16 protein-coding genes are annotated in these 20040 nt (G+C 71.8%); 10 read left to right on the top strand and 6 right to left on the bottom strand.

Features of this window, described 5'->3' with window-relative positions:
• Positions 1 to 41: 41 nt before the first annotated feature.
• From AAEM63_RS15720 to AAEM63_RS15705, 4 genes are read left to right on the top strand one after another with little or no spacing between them, the layout of a single operon-like run.
• Positions 42 to 1538: a sugar ABC transporter ATP-binding protein gene (locus AAEM63_RS15720; RefSeq protein WP_341359168.1), complete on the top strand. Its 1497-nt coding sequence runs from the start codon at positions 42 to 44 to the stop codon at positions 1536 to 1538.
• Entirely contained in the window at positions 1535 to 2575 is a 1041-nt protein-coding gene (locus tag AAEM63_RS15715) for an ABC transporter permease (RefSeq protein WP_341359167.1), read from the top strand. The genes AAEM63_RS15720 and AAEM63_RS15715 overlap by 4 nt, the downstream gene beginning before the upstream one ends.
• On the top strand, positions 2572 to 3696 hold the full coding sequence (locus AAEM63_RS15710) for an ABC transporter permease (RefSeq protein ID WP_341359166.1): 1125 nt from the start codon (positions 2572 to 2574) through the stop codon (positions 3694 to 3696). Before AAEM63_RS15715 ends, AAEM63_RS15710 begins: the two co-directional genes overlap by 4 nt.
• Positions 3650 to 4267, top strand: coding sequence for an SIS domain-containing protein (locus tag AAEM63_RS15705; RefSeq protein WP_341359165.1), 618 nt, complete (start codon positions 3650 to 3652; stop codon positions 4265 to 4267). Before AAEM63_RS15710 ends, AAEM63_RS15705 begins: the two co-directional genes overlap by 47 nt.
• 25 nt (positions 4268 to 4292) lie before the next feature.
• Here AAEM63_RS15705 and AAEM63_RS15700 read toward each other — a convergent pair whose 3' ends face one another.
• The 4 genes from AAEM63_RS15700 to AAEM63_RS15685 form a co-directional block, all read right to left on the bottom strand.
• On the bottom strand, positions 4293 to 4565 hold the full coding sequence (locus AAEM63_RS15700) for a DUF2530 domain-containing protein (RefSeq protein ID WP_341359164.1): 273 nt from the start codon (positions 4563 to 4565) through the stop codon (positions 4293 to 4295).
• Positions 4566 to 4644: 79 nt separating this feature from the next.
• Entirely contained in the window at positions 4645 to 6693 is a 2049-nt protein-coding gene (locus tag AAEM63_RS15695; RefSeq protein WP_341359163.1) for a glycosyl hydrolase, read from the bottom strand.
• An 8-nt stretch (positions 6694 to 6701) separates the two neighbouring features.
• Positions 6702 to 7433 carry an HlyD family efflux transporter periplasmic adaptor subunit gene (locus AAEM63_RS15690; protein WP_341359162.1) on the bottom strand — a complete coding sequence of 244 codons (732 nt, stop codon included), beginning with the start codon at positions 7431 to 7433 and terminating at the stop codon, positions 6702 to 6704.
• Positions 7430 to 9295: a glycosyltransferase family 2 protein gene (locus tag AAEM63_RS15685; RefSeq protein WP_341359161.1), complete on the bottom strand. Its 1866-nt coding sequence runs from the start codon at positions 9293 to 9295 to the stop codon at positions 7430 to 7432. The genes AAEM63_RS15690 and AAEM63_RS15685 overlap by 4 nt, the downstream gene beginning before the upstream one ends.
• A 791-nt stretch (positions 9296 to 10086) precedes the next feature.
• Between AAEM63_RS15685 and AAEM63_RS15680 the strand changes: the two genes are divergently transcribed.
• The 3 genes from AAEM63_RS15680 (at position 10087) to AAEM63_RS15670 (ending at position 14858) form a co-directional block, all read left to right on the top strand.
• Entirely contained in the window at positions 10087 to 12429 is a 2343-nt protein-coding gene (locus tag AAEM63_RS15680) for a hypothetical protein (protein WP_341359160.1), read from the top strand.
• Positions 12430 to 13011: 582 nt separating this feature from the next.
• Positions 13012 to 13413 carry a four-helix bundle copper-binding protein gene (locus AAEM63_RS15675; protein WP_341359159.1) on the top strand — a complete coding sequence of 134 codons (402 nt, stop codon included), beginning with the start codon at positions 13012 to 13014 and terminating at the stop codon, positions 13411 to 13413.
• A gap of 290 nt (positions 13414 to 13703) precedes the next feature.
• Complete coding sequence (locus tag AAEM63_RS15670; RefSeq protein ID WP_341361394.1) at positions 13704 to 14858, top strand: cation:proton antiporter; 1155 nt, start codon at positions 13704 to 13706, stop codon at positions 14856 to 14858.
• Positions 14859 to 14882: 24 nt separating this feature from the next.
• On the opposite strand, the gene rbsD is transcribed toward AAEM63_RS15670, so the two are convergent.
• Positions 14883 to 15272 carry a D-ribose pyranase gene (gene rbsD / locus AAEM63_RS15665; RefSeq protein ID WP_341359158.1) on the bottom strand — a complete coding sequence of 130 codons (390 nt, stop codon included), beginning with the start codon at positions 15270 to 15272 and terminating at the stop codon, positions 14883 to 14885.
• Positions 15269 to 16189 (bottom strand): ribokinase, encoded by a 921-nt coding sequence (locus tag AAEM63_RS15660; RefSeq protein WP_341359157.1) that lies wholly within the window; start codon positions 16187 to 16189, stop codon positions 15269 to 15271. Before AAEM63_RS15660 ends, rbsD begins: the two co-directional genes overlap by 4 nt.
• A 128-nt stretch (positions 16190 to 16317) precedes the next feature.
• Here AAEM63_RS15660 and AAEM63_RS15655 point away from each other — a divergent pair, with 128 nt between their 5' ends.
• Genes AAEM63_RS15655 through AAEM63_RS15645 form a run of 3 tightly spaced genes read left to right on the top strand, consistent with a single transcriptional unit; the run spans position 16318 to position 20037 of the window.
• On the top strand, positions 16318 to 17817 hold the full coding sequence (locus AAEM63_RS15655) for an FGGY family carbohydrate kinase (RefSeq protein WP_341359156.1): 1500 nt from the start codon (positions 16318 to 16320) through the stop codon (positions 17815 to 17817).
• Entirely contained in the window at positions 17814 to 18488 is a 675-nt protein-coding gene (locus AAEM63_RS15650) for a DUF2291 domain-containing protein (protein ID WP_341359155.1), read from the top strand. The genes AAEM63_RS15655 and AAEM63_RS15650 overlap by 4 nt, the downstream gene beginning before the upstream one ends.
• Positions 18481 to 20037, top strand: coding sequence for a sugar ABC transporter ATP-binding protein (locus AAEM63_RS15645; RefSeq protein WP_341359154.1), 1557 nt, complete (start codon positions 18481 to 18483; stop codon positions 20035 to 20037). The genes AAEM63_RS15650 and AAEM63_RS15645 overlap by 8 nt, the downstream gene beginning before the upstream one ends.
• Positions 20038 to 20040: the final 3 nt, after the last annotated feature.

Genomic DNA, 20040 nt, shown 5'->3' with positions numbered 1-20040 from the left:
GGCCGGCGTCGAGCCGGCCCACCCCGGAGGAAGAAGTCAACGTGTCACAGCAGGCACTCGCGCTACGCGCGAGCGGAGTGAGGAAGTCCTACGGGGGTGTTCACGCCCTCAAGGGCGTGGACATCGAGGTCCGCGCCGGCGAGGTTCTCTGCCTCGCGGGCGCCAACGGGTCGGGCAAGTCCACACTCATCAAGATCATCTCGGGCGTCGAGTCACCCGACAGTGGGACGATCGAGATCGGTGGCCGGCAGGCGGAGCACCTCACCGTGACCGGAGCGGTGGACCGGGGCGTCCAGGTGATCTTCCAGGACATGTCCTTGTTCCCGAACCTCACCGTCGCGGAGAACATCGCCATGTCCGCCCGGGTCTCCTCCCGCCGCAGGGTCGTCTCCGACCGGGCCGCCCGGGAGATGGCGGAGGCCGTCACCGCGAGGCTGGGCATCGACCTCGACCTCGACGCGGAGGTCCAGGACCTTCCCGTCGCCGACCGCCAGCTCGTGGCGATCTGCCGGGCACTGGTCCTCGACGTCAAGGTCCTGTTCATGGACGAACCCACCACTGCGCTGACCTGGCACGAGGTGGAAACCCTCTTCGGTGTGGTCGAGCAGCTCAAGGCCGCGGGCGTCGGGATCGTCTTCGTGTCCCACAAGACCGAGGAGGTGTTCGACATCTCCGACCGCATCACCGTGCTCCGCAACGGCGAGGTCGTTGCCAACGGCGCCTCCGCAGACTTCACCCCGGAACGCCTCGTCGAGGCGCTCCTGGGCTACTCCGCCTCGGAGGAGCGGGTGCTCTCCCCGCTGCCCGAGCAGCCCGCACCCGCGCTGGAGGTCACAGGCCTCTCGGCTCCCTCGCTCTTCGAGGACATCGGCTTCCGCGTCGACCAGGGGGAGGTCGTGGGCCTCACCGGGCTCCTCGGCTCCGGCCGATCGGAGGTGGCGGAGGCGATCTTCGGGCGCATCCGTACCTCACGGGGGACCGTGCGGGTCCTCGGTCAGGAGGTGACGGTGAGGAGCGTCGGGGACGCCCTCGCCGCCGGGATCGCGTACGTCCCGAGCGACCGTCTCACCCAGGGCGTCTTCCTCGACCAGCCCATCTCGGTCAACCTCGTCTCGGCCTCGATCGACGGCGTCGCCCACCGTGGCGGTGTCCTGGACGAGGGAGCGATGCGCACTCAGGTGCTCACCGCCGTCGAGGACCTCGCCATCAAGATCGGCGACGCCGACGACCCCGTCCGCAGCCTCTCCGGCGGCAACCAGCAGAAGGTCGTGCTGGGCAAGTGGCTCGCCACCAAGCCGGCCGTGCTGATCCTCAACGGCCCGACCGTCGGGGTAGACGCCGGGTCCAAGGCCGCGATCATGCAGATCCTCCGCCAGCACGCCGCGGAAGGGATGGGCATCCTGCTCATCTCCGACGACGTGCCGGAGCTGGTCAGCGTCTGTCATCGCGTGCTCTTCATCCGCCGCGGCCGCATGGCCGGCGAGCTCGCGGGCGAGAACGTCACCGAGGAAAGCGTCAGAGAGGGGCTCGTCAAATGACCGCCATCGCCACGCGTACGCGGGGCAGCCTGCGTGAGGTCCCCGCCATGCTCAAGGGCCGCAACAACGAGGGCGTCCTCCTCGGCGTCATCGTCGTCCTGCTGCTCGGCATGCTCGTCCTCGAGCCCTCGGCGTTGACCTGGGGGTTCGCCGGCGACATCCTCCGCTCGGGTCTCGTGACACTCGCCCTCGCCCTCGGCCTGCTGCTCATCATCATCTCTGGCGGCATGGACGTCTCCTTCACCGCCATCGCGATCTTCAGCGGCTACGCCACGGTCAAGCTCATGGCCGACCTGGGGCTCGACGGCCGGGTCTGGCCCTTCATCGTCTCCGCCGCCATCGGCTGCGCTCTGGGTTCCATCAACGCGGTGCTCGTGGCCAGGTACCGGATGGAGACTCTCATCGCCTCGCTCGGCACGCAGGTGATCATCCGCGGCTTCCTGCTCGCCTTCGTCGGCTCGGTCTACCTCGCCACGCTGCCCCCGGCACTCGACTCGGTCGGTGCCATGACGATCTTCCGGCTCGGCGGTAGCCCGGTCAACGTCCTGGTGATCCCGGTAGTCCTGCTCTGCGTCCTGCTGGCGCTGATGCTCAAGAAGACGCTGTTCGGACGCTCGATCTACGCCGTCGGCGGCGACAAGGAGTCCGCCCGGCGCGTCGGGCTCCGGGTGCCGTGGGTGCAGACCCGCATCTACCTCATCGCCGGTCTCCTGGCCGGGTTCGCCGGCATGGTTCACGTCGTCCTGTCCCGCCACGCCTCGCCCTTCGAGCTGGTCGGCATGGAGATGAGCGTCATCGCCGCCGTCGTCATCGGCGGCGCCCTGGACACCGGCGGACGCGGCTCGGTGCAGGGCACCGTCCTGGGCGTCATCCTCGTCTCCCTGGTCCAGAACTCCCTCGTCCGCCTGGGGATCTCCAGCTACTGGCACGTGTTCGTCGTCGGGCTCGTGATCCTCGTCGGCGTGGCCATCCAGGCCCGCAGCAGCGCCCGTGGGGCGAAGCGGGCACGCATTCTCGAAGGAGAGGTGTCCGCATGAGCTGGGCGACATCGCCGTTCGTCACGAGAGTCACCAACGCCACCGGACGCAACGGCTACACCGCCGGGCTGCTCGTCCTCGCGGTACTCATCGCCGTCGCGTTCACCGCCGTCAACCCCGCGACGTACGCCTCGATCCTCAACGTGCAGTCCATCGCCTTCTCCGTGCCGGAGATCGGACTCATGGCGCTGGCCATCTCGATCGCGATGACGACCGCCGGTATCGACCTGTCCATCGTGGCCGTGGCGAACCTGTCGGCCCTCACGGTCGCCTTCGTCTCGCTCCAGGGACAGGAGGCCGGGATGTCCACGCCGCTCGTCAGCGTTGTCGCCGTCGCCGCGGCCCTCGTGGTCGGGCTGCTGTGCGGCGCCGTCAACGCGGTGGTCATCTCCATCGTCGGCGTCGCACCGATCCTCGCCACACTGGCCACGCAGATGCTCCTCACCGGCCTCGCGGTGGCGCTGACGCGGGGTGAGCCCATCTACGGGCTGACCCCGGAGCTCACCGCACTAGGTACCGGCACCTTCGCGCGGATCCCCATCATCTTCTGGCTCTTCCTACTCATCGTGGCGTCCGCGTGGTTCATCATGAGCAAGACCGGGTACGGGATGCGGGCCACTCTCGTCGGGGCCAACGCGGTCGCCTCCGACTACTCGGGCATCAACCGTCGATCGGTGATCTTCCGGACCTACATGCTCACGGGCATCATCTCGGCACTCGCAGGTCTGATGATGGTGATGCGCACGGTCAGCGCGTCCGCAGGTTACGGGAGCTCGTACCTGCTCCTTGCGATCACCATCGCCGTCCTCGGCGGCGTCAGCCCCTTCGGCGGACGGGTCGCCGTGTGGGGAGCCGCGCTCGCGGCGGTGATCCTCCAGCTCATCTCGAGCGGCTTCAACCTGCTTGGGATCAGCCCGTACATCTACCAGATGGTGCAGGGCCTCATCCTCGCCGGGGTCATGGTGGCGCGCGTCGAGCGCGTCCGTGTCGCGGCGGCCATCTCGAGATGGCGCACCGGCCGCTCGACGCCCGCGCCCTCACCCCTTGCTGAACAACCATACGAAGAAGGACATCATGGAGAATCCGAGTCAGACCCTCAGCTCAGCAGCAGCGTTCGTTAGGCGGGAGGCCGAGGCGGTGGCGAAGGTCGCCGACCAGCTCGACGAGTCTCTCCTCGAGGTCGCGAATCTCATCACCCACTCGGGCGGGAAGGTCATCGTCACCGGCTCGGGGACCTCAGGGACCATCGCACGCCGCCTGGCCCACCTGCTCTCGGTGACCGGTACGCCGGCGCTCTACCAGAACCCCGGCGACGGTCTGCACGGCAGCCTGGGAGTCGCGACCGTGGGGGACGTCGTCATCGCGATCTCCAAGGGCGGTGAATCGATGGAGCTGGCCGAGTTCGTCACCCGCACCAAGGAGCGTGGAGCGGGAGCGGTGGCGCTCACGGCAACCCCCGAGTCCTCGCTCGCAGCCCTTGCCGACGTCGTCGTCACCGTCGACAGCTCGGCTGCGGACCCGAGCGGCATCATCGCGATGGGCAGCACTCTTGCCACCGCGGCGTGGGGTGATGCGCTCGCGATGATCCTCATGGGGCAGCGCCAGTACACGTGGGAGCAGGTGCTGCACAGCCACCCCGGCGGTGCCGTGGGGAAGTACTCGGAGGAGCTGCTGCGGTCCGTCAAGGACTGACGCGCTCCTGCCGGCGCGGAACCGCTCAGGGTGTCCCGGTCTCCGGGGCACCCTGAGCCGCGCGTCGCCGTGCTCGGTACTCGTGCACATACCCCCATGCCACGCCGATCACCCCCATGGCCAGGCCCGCGAAGCAGATCCAGAGCCACTCGTCCGGGACCGAGCCGCGCAGGTTGAGGAAGCCCACGACCGCCGTCGCCAGGATCCACACGACCGTGCCGGTCACCGTCAGGGTGATGGCGTTGACCTTCGCGGGCGGCGGGTCGGGCCGACGGTCGAAGAAGTGCGGGTCCGGCATACCTCGATCGTAGGTGCGCGCGTCGGCCCCGATCCGCGGATCGGGGCCGACGGCTGCTCCTTCTGCGTCGTCGTCCGGGCTACTTCTGCGCCAGCACGAAGGCGGTGAGGTAGGACAGGGAGTTGCCGTTGTCCACCTGCTCCGCGGGGAGCTTCTCGAGCATGGCCAGGGCGGCTTCGCGGTCGGTGAGGGCCTGGGCCATGACGACGTAGTCCACGAGCGGGCGACCGGTGGGGTCACCGCCCGGGACGGCGTGGTCCACGAGCGCCTGGAGCGCCTCCGGCTCGGCGCCGAGGTAGGCCGCCGACGTCGGGCTCATGGGGATGAGCTGGATGCCGATGACCGCGGCGGGGTCGGCGTTGAAGAACGTGGCGAAGTCGCGCTTGCCCTGCCAGTTGATCCCCACCGACGGGGCGCCGAAGCCCTCGGGCAGCTCGGGCGCCACCCAGTACTCCATGGCCGTGGCGGCCTCGTTGGCGAGCATCCAGCGCGCCTGCTCGGCCATCGCCTCGTCCCCGGAGGCCTGCGCCCACAGGGTCAGGCCCGTCCAGGCGTTGACCGACTCCGAGGACGACTCCTGGTTGTTGCCGTCGCCGAACGGGCCGGTGCCCGAGGCCCACGAGTGCCCGTACCAGTCGTCGAAGGCCCGGCGCTGCGGGAACGCACCGCTCTCCTCGGGTGCGGCGATGTCCCACGCGACGAGGTCGGCCATGGGCGCGTAGCGCTCCACGAGCGAGGGGTCCTCGCCCGCCAGCACGCCCAGGGCGTAGAGCATGTGGCCGTAGTGGAAGTGGTGGTCGTTGAACTCGTCGGAGCCGTAGGACGGCTGCATGCCGACGAGGCCGCCGAGGACGTCGTCGTAGGCGAAACACTTCTCGTCCGTGCCCTCGCACCCGGCCGGGTCGAACCAGAGGTCGAGCTCGGCGAGCATCTGGTCCTTCAGCGCGGCGGCCTCCTCGTCCAGGCCGAGTCGGCCGGCGAGGAGGTAGAGCTGGGAGGCGCGCTGGAGCTGCTTGCCGGCGAAGTAGCTGTCCGCGGCGTCGAAGGTGACCCCGGCGAGGTCGGCGCGGAGCAGGTCGGTGACCTGGGTGCGCTCGGCGTCGGTGAGACCGCTGAGGTCCAGCTCGGGGACCGGGGTGAGCTCGGGGACGGAGAACGACGCCTCGGTGCCCGAGGCGAGGGCGAGGTCGCCGTAGATGGTGGGGATGGTGGCGGCCAGCGTCTCGCCGTCGGTGCGGAGCGTGGGCTGCTGGTGCGGCCGCGCGGCGACGACGGTGGGCGCGCCCCCGGTGTCGTAGCGGAAGGTGGTGGTGGCCTCGCCGCCCGAGACGTCGTGCTCGACGGACGTGCCGGCCAGCGGGAGCGCCCCGGCGAGGAGGGCCTCGCGGTCGGCGTCGGAGGCCCCGGCCGGCTCGGCGAAGACGACGAGGGTGGCGCCCGCGGGCAGCTCCAGGGTGGTCCCGGACAGTGGTGCCTCGGTGACGAAGCGGTAGGTGATGCCGCCGATCTCGGCCGAGGCTCCGCCGTCGGCCGCCTGGGTGGCGGCGGGCAGCTCGATCGACTGGGCCGTCACGGCCTCGTAGGCGGCGTAGGGCCAGCCCTCGGCGAGAGTGACCCGGCCGGTCAGCGTCTCGCCGTCGTAGTGGGCGAAGGTGCCGGACAGGGCGTCGGTGCGCTCGAGCTCGTACCGGTCGGCCGGCAGGGCGAGCTCGACGTGCTGCGGGTGGGCGCCCATGACGACCTTGGCCGACGTCTGCGGCTGGGGCAGGCCGAGGCCCAGGGTGTCGCCGGTGAGGCGGGCGCTGAGCACCCCGGTGAAGATGGGCCGGTCCTCGGGGGCGAAGACGGCCGGGGTCAGCCAGGAGTTCGTCGGGGGCGCGACGCCGTCGGCGACGGCGATCTCGCCGTCGAACGGGCCGGTGGTGGTGGGCAGCTCGGCGGCCGCGGCGTCGGCCGCGGCGGCCTCCGCCGAGAGGTCGGCCGGCGCGGCGGTACCGGCGTCGGACGAGGACGGGGCGGCGTCGCCGGCCCCGCCGTCGGCAGGGGCGGTGCACGCCGCGAGGGCCAGGGCCGAGGCGGCGATCACGGTGAGGGTGCGGGCGGGGCGGGGGGTTCGGGGAAAGGTCATCGGGCTCCTCAGATGGTGGCGCCGTCGGGGGTGACGAGCTCGGTGAGCTGGCGGGCCGCCCAGGAGCCGAAGCCCTCGGCGTCGTCGAGGCGGATCTCGGCCTCGACGGGGGCGCCGTTGGTGAAGGTGCCGGCGGCGGCGAGGTCCTCGCTGCGCGCGCGGACGACCGCGACGGTGTCGCCGGTGGAGTCGTCGAACTGGACGTCGTAGACCTCGGCGGTGACCTCGGTGCTGTCGGGCAGCACGACGGTCATGGGCGCGCCGAGGGGCAGGCGCGCGAAGTCCGCGGCGGTCATCGGGACGCGGGCGGTGATGCGGGACGTGCCGGCGACCTCGACCGTGGCGATCTCGGTGTTGGCGGGCACGAAGGAGCCGACGGCGAGGTCGGCGCGGCCGACCGTGCCCTCGGCGGTGGCGGTGAAGACCATGACGTCCTCACCCTCGATGTGGTAGCCGACGCCCTCGGGGCTGAAGCGGGCGGTCTCCAGCGCCTGCTGGAGGGTGGCGCTCTGGACACGGAGGATCTCCTGCCCGGCGGCCACCGTGTCGCCCGCGCGGACCGCGACGGACTGGATGGAGCCGCCGAACGGCGTGCCCACGGTGGAGACGTCGGACTCCACGACGGCCTCGCGGGCCTCGAGGGTGTGGGCGCGGCCGTAGCTGTAGACCAGGCCCATCCCGGCGGCGCCGAGGACGAGGACCGTGCCGAGCAGGAGGGAGAGGAACTTGCGGAAGGTCATCGGGTGCTCCGGTTCTTCAGGGCGGCGCCCTCGCGCACGGCGATGCCGAGGAAGACGGCGAGGGCGGCGGTGTTGACGGTGTTCCACACCAGCGCGATGGTGACGGCGCCGGTCCACTCGGCCTTCCAGACACCCACGACCGTGGTGGCCAGGAGAGCGACGAACATCAGCACCTGGGGGACGATGAAGTTGAACGGCGAGGCGGCGCGGCCGGCCCGGCCGGTGACGTGCCAGGCACGGTCGCGGCGCAGCAGGGCGTTGCCCAGGGCGCGGATGTACATGGGGAACGAGACCGTGGACAGCAGGAGGGTCTCCCACCGGAACGAGCCGATGGTGTAGACGGCCACGACGATCTGCATGAGGTAGAAGCCCGAGTAGTACATCGCCCACTGCCACAGCGGCAGGCCGGCGTCGATCGGGGTGAGGTCGAGGAAGATCTGCAGCGGCGGCAGGAGCAGCAGCGCGAAGGTGACGACGCCGCCGAGGTAGAACGTGGCGGTGCCGAAGTACTGCAGGCGCTGGTCCACGGTGAGGCGGCGGTTGAGCAGCGGGTTGGCCTGGAAGAGGATCTCGAACGCGCCGGTGGCCCAGCGGGTCTGCTGCTTGGTGTAGGCCTCGATGTTCTCGGGGGTGTCGCCGACCGCCAGGACCGTGGGGATGTAGACCGAGTGCCAGCCGCGCTCGTGCAGCTTCATCGAGGTCCACACGTCCTCGGACTTCGAGCCGGCGTAGATCCCGCCGATCTCGGCGACGGCGTCGCGGCGGAAGACGACGTTCGTGCCCACGCAGAAGGCCGAGTTGAAGCGGTTCTTGCCCGGCTGGATGAGGGAGTAGAAGACGGTCTGGAGGTAGCCGGCGCCGCGGGTGATGAAGTTGTGGATGTTGCCGTAGACCTGCGGGGTCTGGACGAACGCCACCTTCTCCTGGGCGAAGAACGGCAGGGTCTCGACGAGGAAGTCCGGGGACGGGACGAAGTCGGCGTCGAGAACGACGAAGTAGTCGCCCGTGCTCTTGGTGAGGGCATGGTTGATGTTGCCGGCCTTGGCGCCGGCGTTGTCCGGGCGGGTCAGGTAGTGCACGCCGAGCTCGGCGGCGAGGGCCTTGACCTCGGGGGAGCGGCCGTCGTCGAGGATCCACGTCTCGTGGCGCCCGCGCATGGCGCGGGCCGCGGCGACGGTGGTGCGGATCGTCTCGACCGGCTCGCCGTAGGTGGTGACGAACACGTCGACGGCGATGCCCGTGCCGCCGAGCTGCATGGCGTCGGTGCCGAGCGGGGCGTCGAGGTCCCACCCGGTGGGGACGAAGAGGTGGCGGCGGGCCTCGTTGTAGGCGAAGTCGCGGGGGTCGTGGGCGCTGGAGAGCTGGGTCCACAGGGAGATGAGGACCTGGCCCATCATGATCGACTCCGCAACGACGACGAGCGACCAGGGCAGGAGGTCGCCGGCGTTCTCCGGGCGTAGGAGGAACGAGGCGTAGAGCAGCACGCCGATCGTGGCGAGCAGGACGAGCATCGTCAGGGAGGGGGACTGCAGGTCGCGCTCGACGTGCCCGACGCGGGCGGCGCGGCGCTCGAAGTCGGCGCGCTCGGGGGAGGGGCGGGTGAGGTCGGTGGCGGCGTCGCGGGCGGCGGCCACGCGGGGTGCAGCGTCGCGGGCGGCGGCCACGCGGGGTGCAGCGTCGCGGTCCGTGCCCCGGTGCGGCGCGGTGCGCTCGACGGTGGGAGCGGTGACCGGGGCGCTCGCGGACCGCTCGCGCTCACGCACCTCTCGCTCGCGGAGTGCGCGGCGGGTGAGCTGACGGTCGGAGGTGAGCGGGCGGGAGGCGTGGGAGTGGCCGTGCGGCCGGGTGAGGTTCTCTGGCACGTCGATTCCTGGGGCTGGGCTCCGGTGGACGGGCTGCCGACGGAGGGCCGTCGGCCCTTCGTCGGACTTGCCCGCCGCCGGTCTGCTCCGGGGCGGTCGCGTGTGCTCTCGCAGGCGGCGGACGGGTCCGGTGGCGACGCCCGTGGAGGCGGGTGCCGCGTGCCTGCTCTTTTCGATGCTGGGGGACAGGTGTCGACCTGTCCACCACAAGAAATGGTCCCCCGGAAGGACGATGCCGCATTTTCTGGGGGAGTTGGGTCTGTTCTGCGTGAAATGGTGGTCGCGCGGAGTGCCAGCACGGAGGTGCTGTTTGTCGCCCTGTCGGGCGATGGAACGTTGCGATCGGTAGAGGATGCAGAGGGTTCGAAAACCGCGCAGTGGCGCCGATATCGAACGCCCGAGCCGGCCGGTCCGGCCGGACCCTGAGGGTTTCCGAGGTGGCGTCTCGCGACTCTTGGACCTGGCGCCGCCGAGCACGGGACCGTTTCCTGTTCGTGACCTTGGGCACCGAGCCCCGTTGGTGGGGGCAGAATGCATCACGACATTCCCTAGGAATGGGGACTCGAGGTCGGTGCACCGAAAGTGTGTCGCCATGTCGGCGGATGGGCAGCGTCCTCACGGCGGCGGGCGCGCGCGACGCGGTGGACGGCAAACGGATCCGTTGATCGGACACGGCCGGGATCCGGGTTGTCGTGGGGAGGCTCGAGGGGCGTGGTGAGGCCCCGTGAGTGGGGGCGCGCCCGCCGGGCCGACGCGCCCACACTGAGGACTCACCCGGAGGTTCGTCCGGTGTGCCCGACCTGAGGCAGGCGACGACCATGCCGCTCATCCCACCCGCACTGCGCGGACCGATCACCACCCTCTCGAGCACGGTCACGGTCGACCACGTGCTGCCCTCGGCCGCCGTCGAGCTCCTCGTGGGCGGGGCGCCGTCGGCGCTGGTCGGCCTGGCCGGCTCCAACTCGGCCCGGATCCACGTGCCGGCCGGTGCGCTGCCGGCGGGGGCCGTCGTCACCGCGACGTGGAGCCTCGGCGGGGAGACGAGCCCGCCGAGCAGCGCCGAGGTGGTCCTCGGCGTTCCCGGCCGGCTCGACCCGCCCGTCGTCCTCAGCCCGGTGCACACCGCGGCCGACTGGATCGCCGTCGGCGGGCTGTTCCCGGGCGCGGAGGTGACGATCGTCGACGGCGGCCGGGTGGTCGGCGGCGGCGTCTGCGACGGTCCCACGCTGCACGTGCGGGTGAGCGACCGGATCGACGCCGGCTCCGAGCTGCAGGTGACCCAGTCGGCGCGCCGGCCGCACGAGTCGGTGGTGGAGAGCCCGCCCGGGCAGGGTCTGCCGGCCGAGGACCGCTTCTCCCGTGAGGAGCAGCCCGACGCGCCGTCCGTCGTCGGGCCGGTGCGCGAGTGCGAGGGCGCGGTGCTCGTCGTCGGCGCGGTGCCCGGGTGCCACGTGCACCTCCACACGGGGGGCACGACGCACGAGTACGCGGCGGTGAGCGAGAGCTTCTGGGCGATCCTGCCCGGCGGCGCCCACGCGCCGGAGACCTTCGCCGTCTCCAACGAGCTGCTGCGGATCGGGCGGTCCAGCGCCGTCTCGGCGGCCGTCGGGGTGGACCCGGCCGCGCCGCTGGACCCGCCGCGGCTGCAGCCCGACCACCAGTACTGCCCCAGCCTGGTGAGCGTGCGCGCGGAGGTGCTCGCGCCCGGCGCCGCGCTGAGCTTCGAGATGCGCGGGGCGGGCGGGACCACGGTGGTCGGCCGGGCCGGCGCGCCCGACGCGGGCCGCTCCGACACCTACGTCCTCGGCGACCTCTCCGCCCTCGTCCCGGCCGCGCCGCCGGACCCGGCGGTGGTGCTCACCGAGCAGCTGTGCACCCTGTCGGCGGAGTCGAACCGGGCCGGGGTGCACCGCTCGTCCGGGCAGCAGGAGGTGCCGCCGGCGTTCTTCGACGCGCCGATGGAGTGCTCGCCCTGGCTCCACGTGCTCAACGCGTGGGGCTCGTTGGTCACGGTGCGCTCGGACGACGGCGACTGGCCGGTGCTCGCCTCGTTCACCCTCGTGCCGGCGAGCGGGTGGGTGCCGCTGAACCGGATGCTGCGGGCGGGCGAGGACGTCCAGGTGACGGTGGAGGTGGGCTGCGTACCCGAGCACCTGCGGGTCTCGGACTGGGTGACCGTCCAGGGGCACGGCGACCCGGAGGCGCTGCGCATCGACGAGGGGCTGCGGCCGGGACACAACCGCACCGTGTGGGTGGACGGCGCCGTCGTCGGGGCGCGGCTGCACGTGCTGGTCAACGGCGTCCGACGGGCGAGCGTGTGGGTGACGGGCGACGTGCCGAGCATGGGTCGGGTCGCCGTCGTCGTGGGCGAGCTGACCGAGGAGGACGCCGTCACCGCCCGGCAGACCGTGTGCGGGCAGACCTTCGGCGAGAGCCCGGCCGTGCACGTCACCCGAGGGCGGATGGACCTCGAGGCGGACCCGGGCACGCTCAAGAAGGGCGTGCGGACCGCTGTGACGATCCGGGCCCGCGACCGGGACCTGGGCCACCCGCTCTTCGGACCCGTGCGGGTGGGCGGGGCCGTGGTGGGCTACCTCGGGCAGGCCTTCGACGTGACGGCTCCCTCGACGGCGCCGGTGAGGTTCACGGTCGCGATCGAGGGGTACGCCGACGGCGTCATCGACCTGACCGTCGCGGCGCCCCCGCCGCCGCCGCCCGCCACGGTGACGATCACGTCGCACGCGAGCCTCGGCGTCGCGATCCAGGCCATCAAGGAGATCTCCTGGACGCTGACGGGTGCGGGGCAGAGCATCACGCGCGACGCGACGCCGAACGCGGGCACGGCCGTGGTGACGCTGCCGGTCCCGCCGACGGGCGGGTCGACCGTGAGCTACGCCCTCTCGGGCAGGGCGACGATCGAGTTCTACCAGCCGGCGATCGCCGCGACCCTGACCAAGCAGGTGAGCGTGTTCTACGTGATCGGGCCGTCCCTGCAGGGCGCCATCACGGTGCTGTGGAGCGGAACGCCGCGCACGGCGGAGATCAACATCTCCTGGGCGCCGATCCACGACCCGGAGACCGGCGCGGTCATTGACGAGGTGTACGTGTTCGTGCTCAACACGATGTCGGGATGACCCGGGCTCATCCGGTCGCTCGACGCCGCGCCGGCGAAGCATGGGGTGGGGGAAAGCGCAGGGGGGATTTGGCCGTCCCCCACCCGACGGCATCAACCCTATCGGTGCCCATCGCGACCGAGTCACCACATCTTCAGGGGAGGAGACGAGGCGCCCTCGCATCTTCTGGGGGAGGGGCCGGCTCACGTCCGGCGTCGGCACCCCGGCGCCGACTTCCCGGCCCCCCGGCGTGCAGCCGATGGGAGTGCCCGCTGGTGAGACTGCTCGTGACACTGGGGATGTCTCGACGGCTGGGAGCCGTCGGATGTGACCCGATCCGGTCGATGTTCCCCGGCGTCCGGATGCTTGCGCGGGTTCGGTGTCGCCCAGGGTTCTGTTCCGGCGATGCGCCACGATTCTGCTGATCTGGCCGCAATCCACGACCAGATCAGCAGACTCGTCGAGGTAGTACACCCGGGGTGCGCGCCGGTTGCGCGCCCCGGATGCGAGGCTGCCGGGCCGTCGCTAGCGTCGCTCGTGCCCTGACGGCGCCGACGCGCCGGCCGCGCCGCCGCCGTCCTCTGCGAGAACCTGGAGGAAGCGATGAAGACCGCCGAGATGATGAAGACCTACCCGGCCGAGATCAACCTCGACCGTGACCTCCTCGCCCGCACGGTCGACGCGCTGGTGGCGTGCTCCCAGGCATGTACGGCTTGCGCCGACGCCTGCCTGAGCGAGGACATGGTGGCCGAGCTGCGCACGTGCATCCGGACCAACCTCGACTGCGCCGACATCTGCGCGACCACCGCCCGCGTGCTGTCGCGGCACACCGGCTACGACGCCAACATCACCCGCACCCAGCTCCAGGCGTGCGCCCAGGCGTGCCGGTCGTGCGAGGACCAGTGCAACCTCCACGCCGACATGCACGAGCACTGCAAGGTCTGCGCCGATGCCTGCCGCACCTGCGAGCAGGCCTGCACCGAGCTGCTCGCCGCCATCGGCTGACCGGCGTCAGGAGAGAGCTGACCCGCGCCGAACGAGACAGAAGAGCCATCGGAGCCCTGCTCGGTGCGCCCCGACCAGGGCTCCGGCCCCACCCCGCGGCGGGCGCGTGCAACGGGTGACCCCCTACGGCGTGCCCGACGGGGCCGTCGACGCACGGAGGACCTCGTGACCGAGTTGCACCTGACCTACGGCGTGGTCGGCGCCATCGCCGTCGCGCTCGCCCTCCTCAGCCGGCGCATGCGCAGCCTGCCGCTGTCCGAGCCCCTGGTGGCCCTGACCTCGGCGTCCTCCTGGGCCCGTTCGTCCTGGGGGCGGTGGAGGTCGGCGAACCCGCGCGCGACCTCGTCCTGCTCGAGGGCAGCCGGCTCATCGTCGCGGTCTCGGTCATGGGGACGGCGCTGCGGTTCCCCGCCGCCGGTCTGCGTCACGTCCTGCGCCCGGTCCTGATCCTGCTGGTGGTGGTCATGCCGCTGGCCGCGGTGATCTCCGGAGCGGCAGCACTGACGCTGGGACTGCCCCTCGCCGTCGCCGCACTCGTGGGGGCGACTCTGTCGCCCACGGACCCCGTCCTCGCCGGCTCGATCGTGTCCGGCAAGCCCGCCGAGCGCGACCTGCCCGAGCGGCTTCGCCACACCCTCAGCGTCGAGAGCGGCATCAACGACGGGCTGGCGCTGCCGCTCGTCGGGGTGGCCCTCGCCGTCGTCCTGCCCGCCACCTCGCCCGGCCCGGAGGCGGGGCGGCTCGCCCGGGAGGTCCTCGCCGGGATCGCGATCGGCGCCGTCGGCGGGGCGCTGGCCGCTCTGGGGGTCCGGGTCGCGACGAAGGACGACGACCTCGAGCCCGGCCCGAACCTCGTGCTCACGGTCCTGCTCGCCGTCGCCGTGCTCGGGCTCGGGCGGGCCGCCGCGACGGACGGGATCCTCGGGGTGTTCGTCGCGGGCACCGTCTACAACGCGATGGTCACCGGCGACGAGCGCGAGCCCCAGCAGCACATCGACGAGGCCGTGAACCGGTACCTGTCGCTGCCGCTGTTCTTCTTCCTCGGCGTGGTCCTGCCGTGGCGGGAGTGGGCGGCGTTCGGCGCGCCGGCGCTGGCCTTCGTCGCCCTGGTGCTGGTGCTGCGCCGGCTTCCCGTGGTGCTCGCCCTGGCCCGTCCCGCGGCCCTGCCCGCCTCCGAGGCGGCGTTCCTCGGTTGGTTCGGGCCGATGGGCGCCAGCTCGATCTTCTACATCGCGCACAGCGTGGACAAGGGCGTCACCGATCCGGCGTTCTTCGCGGCGGGGACCCTCGCCGTCGCCGCGAGCGTGCTGGCCTTCGGGCTGACGTCGTCGCCGGGGCGCCGGCTCTACGCCCGGTCGGGTGCGCCGGCGGAGGACGAGGCCGCCGGTGCGCGAACCATCGGGCGATGGTCGGTAGGTCCGGGACGTCGTGCATCGTCACGGTGAGGTGGACCCGCCTCGCGGAGCCTGTCAGAACGGCACGCCGCACCTGAGGATCACGTTGGCGTAGGGGGTCGCCTCGCCCGTACGGACGAGGAGCCGTGCCGAGCCCGAGAGCGTCTTGAGCTCCTCGTGCGTGACCCAGCCGGGGTCGCCGAAAAGACCCTTGACCAGCTCGTGCGCGCTGGGGTTGGCCCGGCGGGTCTCCTCCGCGAGGATCGCTGCCTCGATCTCGAGCTCGACCTCGAGCGCGCCGAGGACCTCGGCGAACGTGGGAATCCCGAAGGTGACGGCGAGGTCTACCACCGGCACACCGGGTGGCCTGGGCAACCCGCAGTCACCGACGACCACGAGATCCGTGTGGCCCAGGCTGGCGATCTCCCTCGAGAGCGCGGCGTTGAGAATTCCCTGCTTCTTCACCGCAGCTCCTGACGGGTGGGGTAGGACTCCTGGGCGCCGCGGCGGGTGACCGTGTGAGCGGCGACGACGGTGGCGCGGCGGACGGCGTCCTCGAGCAGGGCGCCATGTGCCAGCGCGAGTGCCAACGCGCCAACGAACGCGTCTCCCGCACCGGTGGTGTCGACCGCCGTCACCGGCCGGGCGGCGACGTGCGTAGCGCGGCCGCCGTGCTCCGCGAGCGCCGCACCCCGTGGACCGAGAGTGACGACGACGCTTCGCGGACCCAGTGCCAGGAGCGACCTCGCCACGGTCAACGCCTCGTCCGGCGACGCGGTCGACACCTCCGGGGCCGTTCCTGCCCTTTCCAGCAGGAATGCGGCCTCGGACTCGTTGACGACCAGCGGGTCTGCGACCGCAAGGACCTCGCCATCCAGCTCCGCGGCCGGTGCTGCGTTGACGACCACCCGTGAGCCCCCGGCGCGCCGTGCGACGTGGGACACGGTCTCGAGCGGGATCTCGAGCTGGAGCACGACGACCGCTGCGCCGAGCCAGACCTGCTCCGTCGCATCGACCAGGGCGGGTGTGACGTGACGGTTGGCGGCGGGCGAGACGATGATGGAGTTCTCACCGTCCGGGGTGACGAGGATCAGGGCGTTTCCGGTGGGAGCGGACACCGTGCGCAACCCGGCGATGTCGACGCCCGAACCTGCCAGGGCAGCACGGAGCATCTCGCCGTAGGCGTCGTCCCCGACACATCCGACGAACGCGACGGCGCCGCCGAGGCGCCCGGCGGCCACCGCCTGGTTGGCGCCCTTGCCGCCCGACGTGACCACGAGGTCCGACCCGAGGATCGTCTCGCCGCCGGCCGGACGGTGGGGGATGTCGAGAACGAGGTCGGCGTTGGCCGAGCCGATGACAGCAACGGACGGGGTTCCCATGCGAGCTCTCTCTCCGGCCCCGGGAGGCCATCGGTCCGGCTCCGGTGCCGGTGTTGACACAGCCTAGTGACCCGGGCACACTCGTGCATGTCCCATTCAGAGCTGAATGAATATGCCGAGAGGAACCGATGGCGGTCCCCGCGTACCTCGCGCTCGACGAGGGCACGACGAACACCAAGGCGCTGCTCGTCGACCTCACGGGACGGGTTGTCGCCGCTGCGAGTGCCGCGGTAGAGCTGGTCAACCCCGCGCCGGCACACTTCGAGCAGGACGCCGAGCAGATCTGGTCAGCGACGGAGCAGGCGATCACGAGGTGCCTGGCGCAGGCGGTGGATGTCGAGCCGGTGGCCCTGGTGATCTCCAACCAGCGTGAGTCGGTGGTGGCCTGGAGCCGGGCCACGGGGCGCGCGCTCGGCCCGGTCGTCGGCTGGCAGGACGGTCGGACCGCCGAGAGCTGCGCCCGGATCGCCACGCCGGAGACCTCCGCCCTCGTCGCGGCACGAACCGGGCTGCACCTGGACCCGATGTACTCCGCCACGAAGATGGCCTGGCTGTACAGCTCGGTCATCGACGGCGGCCACGACCCCGCCGACGTCGTCGTCGGAACGGTCGACGCCTTCCTCGTCTCTCGCCTGACCGGCGGCGCGACCGTGCGGTGCGACGCGACGAACGCCTCCCGCACCCTGCTGTACAACCTGCACGACCTCGCCTGGGACGAGGAGCTGTGCGACCTGTTCGGCGTGCCGCTCGCCGCGCTGCCGGAGGTGGAGCGCTCGGACGGCGACTTCGGCGTCACCGTGGCCGGGGGCGCCGTCCCGGCCGGGCTGCCGGTCGCCGGCGTGCTGGGCGACTCCCACGCCGCGCTCTACGGGCAGGAGTGCCACCGCCCGGGCCTCGGCAAGGTCACCTACGGCACCGGGTCCTCCGTCATGGTCCCCACGCCGCGCTCCGCCCCGGCGCACGGAACCACGGTCGACACCACCCTCGCCTGGCTCAGCGACAAGCCGCTCTACGCCCGGGAAGGAAACGTCCTCGCCACCGGTGCGGCCCTGGAGACGATGGGGTCGATCCTCGGCCTGCCCTCGGGCGGGTCCGCGCTGGCCGCGCTGGCCGCGTCCGCGGACAGCAGCGGTGGCGTGCAGGTCGTGCCCGCCTTCAGCGGCCTGGCGGCCCCGCACTGGGACCGCTCCGCGGTCGGTGTGGTCACCGGCGTCCGGCGCGACACCGGTGCCGCGCACGTCGCCCGCGCGACGGTCGAGTCGATGGCGCACCAGGTCAGCGACATCGTCGAGGAGATCGAGCGGAGCGGCGACGCCGTGGAGGCCCTGCGGGCCGACGGAGGTGCGAGCGTCAACCCGTTCGTCATGCAGGTCCAGGCCGATCTCATCGGCAAGCCGGTGCACGTGGCCGGCACCGCCGAGCTGTCCGCCGTCGGCGTCGCGAAGTTGGCGATTCGCGCCGCGGGCGGTGGCGCCGGCCTCGACGCGAACCCCACGTCCTACACCGTCTACGAACCACAGCTGCCCGCCGACCGCCGGATCGAGGCTCGCGCACAGTGGCGCGAGGCCCTCGACCGGTCCGGTGGCCGCGCGGTGCGCCGGGCGCACCGAGGAGAGGAGTACGCATGACCACCGAGCTGCGCCGCCGCGAGGAGACCAGCCCGCCGGTCTGGCGACGTCCGAGCGTCCGCCGCACCGCGTTCTGGGTCGTTCTCGTCGGCGCGATGTTCATCGGCACGACGTTCGTGCGACCGGGCGAGGAGGCCGCTACCGCCGGTGAGGCGGTGCTCGACCCGGCCACCTACGCCACCGAGATCTACGAGCCCGACGTGGTGCCCACGATCGAGGAGAACGCGACCGACCTCACGGAGCTGCTGCCCAGGATCGAGGCCGACCCGGAGGGCACCGGCGAGGAGCTGGGGCACCGCAACGGCTCGTCCCCGTACAGCTACGCCGTCGAGGCGACCGGGACGGTCGTCGAGGGCCCGTTCGGCCAGGTGGGCCTGGAGGTCGAGGGTCTGGAGTCGGACGCCACCGTCGGGGTCCAGACCGGCCCGGCCGTCATCGGCACCGCGCTGCGCGACGCCGTCGGGTTCATCACGTTCGACCAGGCGCGCAACCAGATCGAGTTCGCCAACATCGCCACCGAGCTCAACAACCAGGTCAAGGCGGCCGTGCTCACCCAAACCGACTTCGACTCGCTGCTGGGTGAGGAGATCACCGTGCTCGGCGCGTTCACGTACGACGACCCGGCGCACCTGACCATCACCCCGGTCGAGATCAGGACCGGCGATGAGTGACCTGCCCCAGGACGACGTCATCATGCGCGCTGTCGACATCACCAAGGCGTACGGGGCCACGCACGCCCTGCGCGGGGTGGACTTCGAGGTCCGGCGCGGCACGGTGACCGTCCTCTTCGGGGAGAACGGGGCCGGGAAGTCGACCCTCATGAAGATCATGTCGGGAGTCGAGCGGCCCACCTCGGGGCACCTGTGGCTCCGCGGGCAGGAGGTTCAGTTCGACTCCCCGACGGACGCCGTGTCCCAGGGCGTGGCGATCATCCACCAGGAGCTGAACCTGTGCCCCAACCTCTCGGTCGCCGACAACATCTTCGTCGGCCGGGAGCGGGTCCGCCGGGGCGTGGTGGACCGGGCCGGCCAGCGTGAGGCCGCCCTGCAGGTGCTCGAGCGGCTCGAGGAGCCGATCGACCCCGACGCCCTCGTCGGAGACCTCCGCCTGGGGCAGCAGCAGATCGTCGAGATCGCCCGCGCCCTGGTCGAGGACGCCCGCATCCTCATCATGGACGAGCCGACGTCCGCGCTCTCGGCGACCGAGGTGACGGTGCTCTTCCGCCTCATCCGTGAGCTCAACGACGCCGGCGTGTCCATCGTCTACATCTCCCACCACCTCGACGAGTGCCTCGAGATCGGGCACGACGCCGTCGTCCTGCGCGACGGCGCCGTCGTGGCGCACGCGCCGATGGAGACGATCGACCTCGGCTGGATCGTCGCCCAGATGGTCGGGCGCGAGGAGGACGACCTCTACACCGCGATCGACGCCGAGGTGGGCGAACCCGTTCTCGAGGTCGACGGGCTCATCGTCGCCGACCCGGGGAGCCCGGACCGGATGGCGGTGCGCGACCTGTCGCTCACGGTCCGGCGCGGCGAGGTCGTCGGCATCTACGGGCTCATGGGCGCCGGCCGGACCGAGCTGCTCGAGACCCTCGCCGGGCGCAACCGGGCGCTGGGCGGGACGATCCGGCACCGCGGCCGCGACATCGGTGAGCGCAGCGTGGGAGGCCGGATCGACGCGGGCGTCATCCTCGTCCCGGAGGACCGTCAGCGCGACGGCCTCGTCCAGACGATGTCGGTCGGCGGCAACCTCTCGATCTCGGCCCTGAAGGACTTCGTCCGAGGCTTCCTCATTGACGGCCGGCGCGAGAGCGCGGCGGTCGCGGACGCCACCCGCGACGTCCGCGTCAAGGCCGCCGGGCCCGGTGCCCCCATCGGCTCGCTCTCGGGGGGCAACCAGCAGAAGGTCGTCATCGGCAAGGCGCTCATGACCGAGCCCGACCTCCTCCTGCTGGACGAGCCGACCCGGGGGATCGACGTCGGAGCCAAGGCAGACATCTTCAGGCTCATGGCCGACCAGGCCGGCGCCGGCGTGGGCGTCCTCTTCGCCACCTCCGAGGTGAGCGAGGTGCTGCACGCCTCCACCCGGATCCTCGTCATGTCCCGAGGCCGCATCGTGGCCGAGCTGGACCCGGCCACGACCACCCGAGAGCAGATCCTCGCCGCCTCCGACGAGTCGAGCGAGCTGAGCGAGTCGAGCGAGAGAGTAGGAGCCTGACCC

This window comes from Georgenia sp. M64 (assembly GCF_038049925.1).
In the GTDB taxonomy this organism is placed as follows: Bacteria; Actinomycetota; Actinomycetes; order Actinomycetales; family Actinomycetaceae; genus Georgenia.
This window is presented reverse-complemented; position numbering and strand designations above follow the sequence as displayed.

What these genes read in the sequence shown, in the direction of transcription:
- AAEM63_RS15715 (WP_341359167.1), top strand. Translation starts at nt 1,535, where the DNA reads ATGACCGCCATCGCCACGCGTACGCGGGGCAGCCTGCGTGAGGTCCCC.
- AAEM63_RS15710 (WP_341359166.1), top strand. Translation starts at nt 2,572, where the DNA reads ATGAGCTGGGCGACATCGCCGTTCGTCACGAGAGTCACCAACGCCACC.
- AAEM63_RS15705 (WP_341359165.1), top strand. Translation starts at nt 3,650, where the DNA reads ATGGAGAATCCGAGTCAGACCCTCAGCTCAGCAGCAGCGTTCGTTAGG.
- AAEM63_RS15700 (WP_341359164.1), bottom strand. Translation starts at nt 4,565, where the DNA reads ATGCCGGACCCGCACTTCTTCGACCGTCGGCCCGACCCGCCGCCCGCG.
- AAEM63_RS15695 (WP_341359163.1), bottom strand. Translation starts at nt 6,693, where the DNA reads ATGACCTTTCCCCGAACCCCCCGCCCCGCCCGCACCCTCACCGTGATC.
- AAEM63_RS15690 (WP_341359162.1), bottom strand. Translation starts at nt 7,433, where the DNA reads ATGACCTTCCGCAAGTTCCTCTCCCTCCTGCTCGGCACGGTCCTCGTC.
- AAEM63_RS15675 (WP_341359159.1), top strand. Translation starts at nt 13,012, where the DNA reads ATGAAGACCGCCGAGATGATGAAGACCTACCCGGCCGAGATCAACCTC.
- AAEM63_RS15660 (WP_341359157.1), bottom strand. Translation starts at nt 16,189, where the DNA reads ATGGGAACCCCGTCCGTTGCTGTCATCGGCTCGGCCAACGCCGACCTC.
- AAEM63_RS15655 (WP_341359156.1), top strand. Translation starts at nt 16,318, where the DNA reads ATGGCGGTCCCCGCGTACCTCGCGCTCGACGAGGGCACGACGAACACC.
- AAEM63_RS15650 (WP_341359155.1), top strand. Translation starts at nt 17,814, where the DNA reads ATGACCACCGAGCTGCGCCGCCGCGAGGAGACCAGCCCGCCGGTCTGG.
- AAEM63_RS15645 (WP_341359154.1), top strand. Translation starts at nt 18,481, where the DNA reads ATGAGTGACCTGCCCCAGGACGACGTCATCATGCGCGCTGTCGACATC.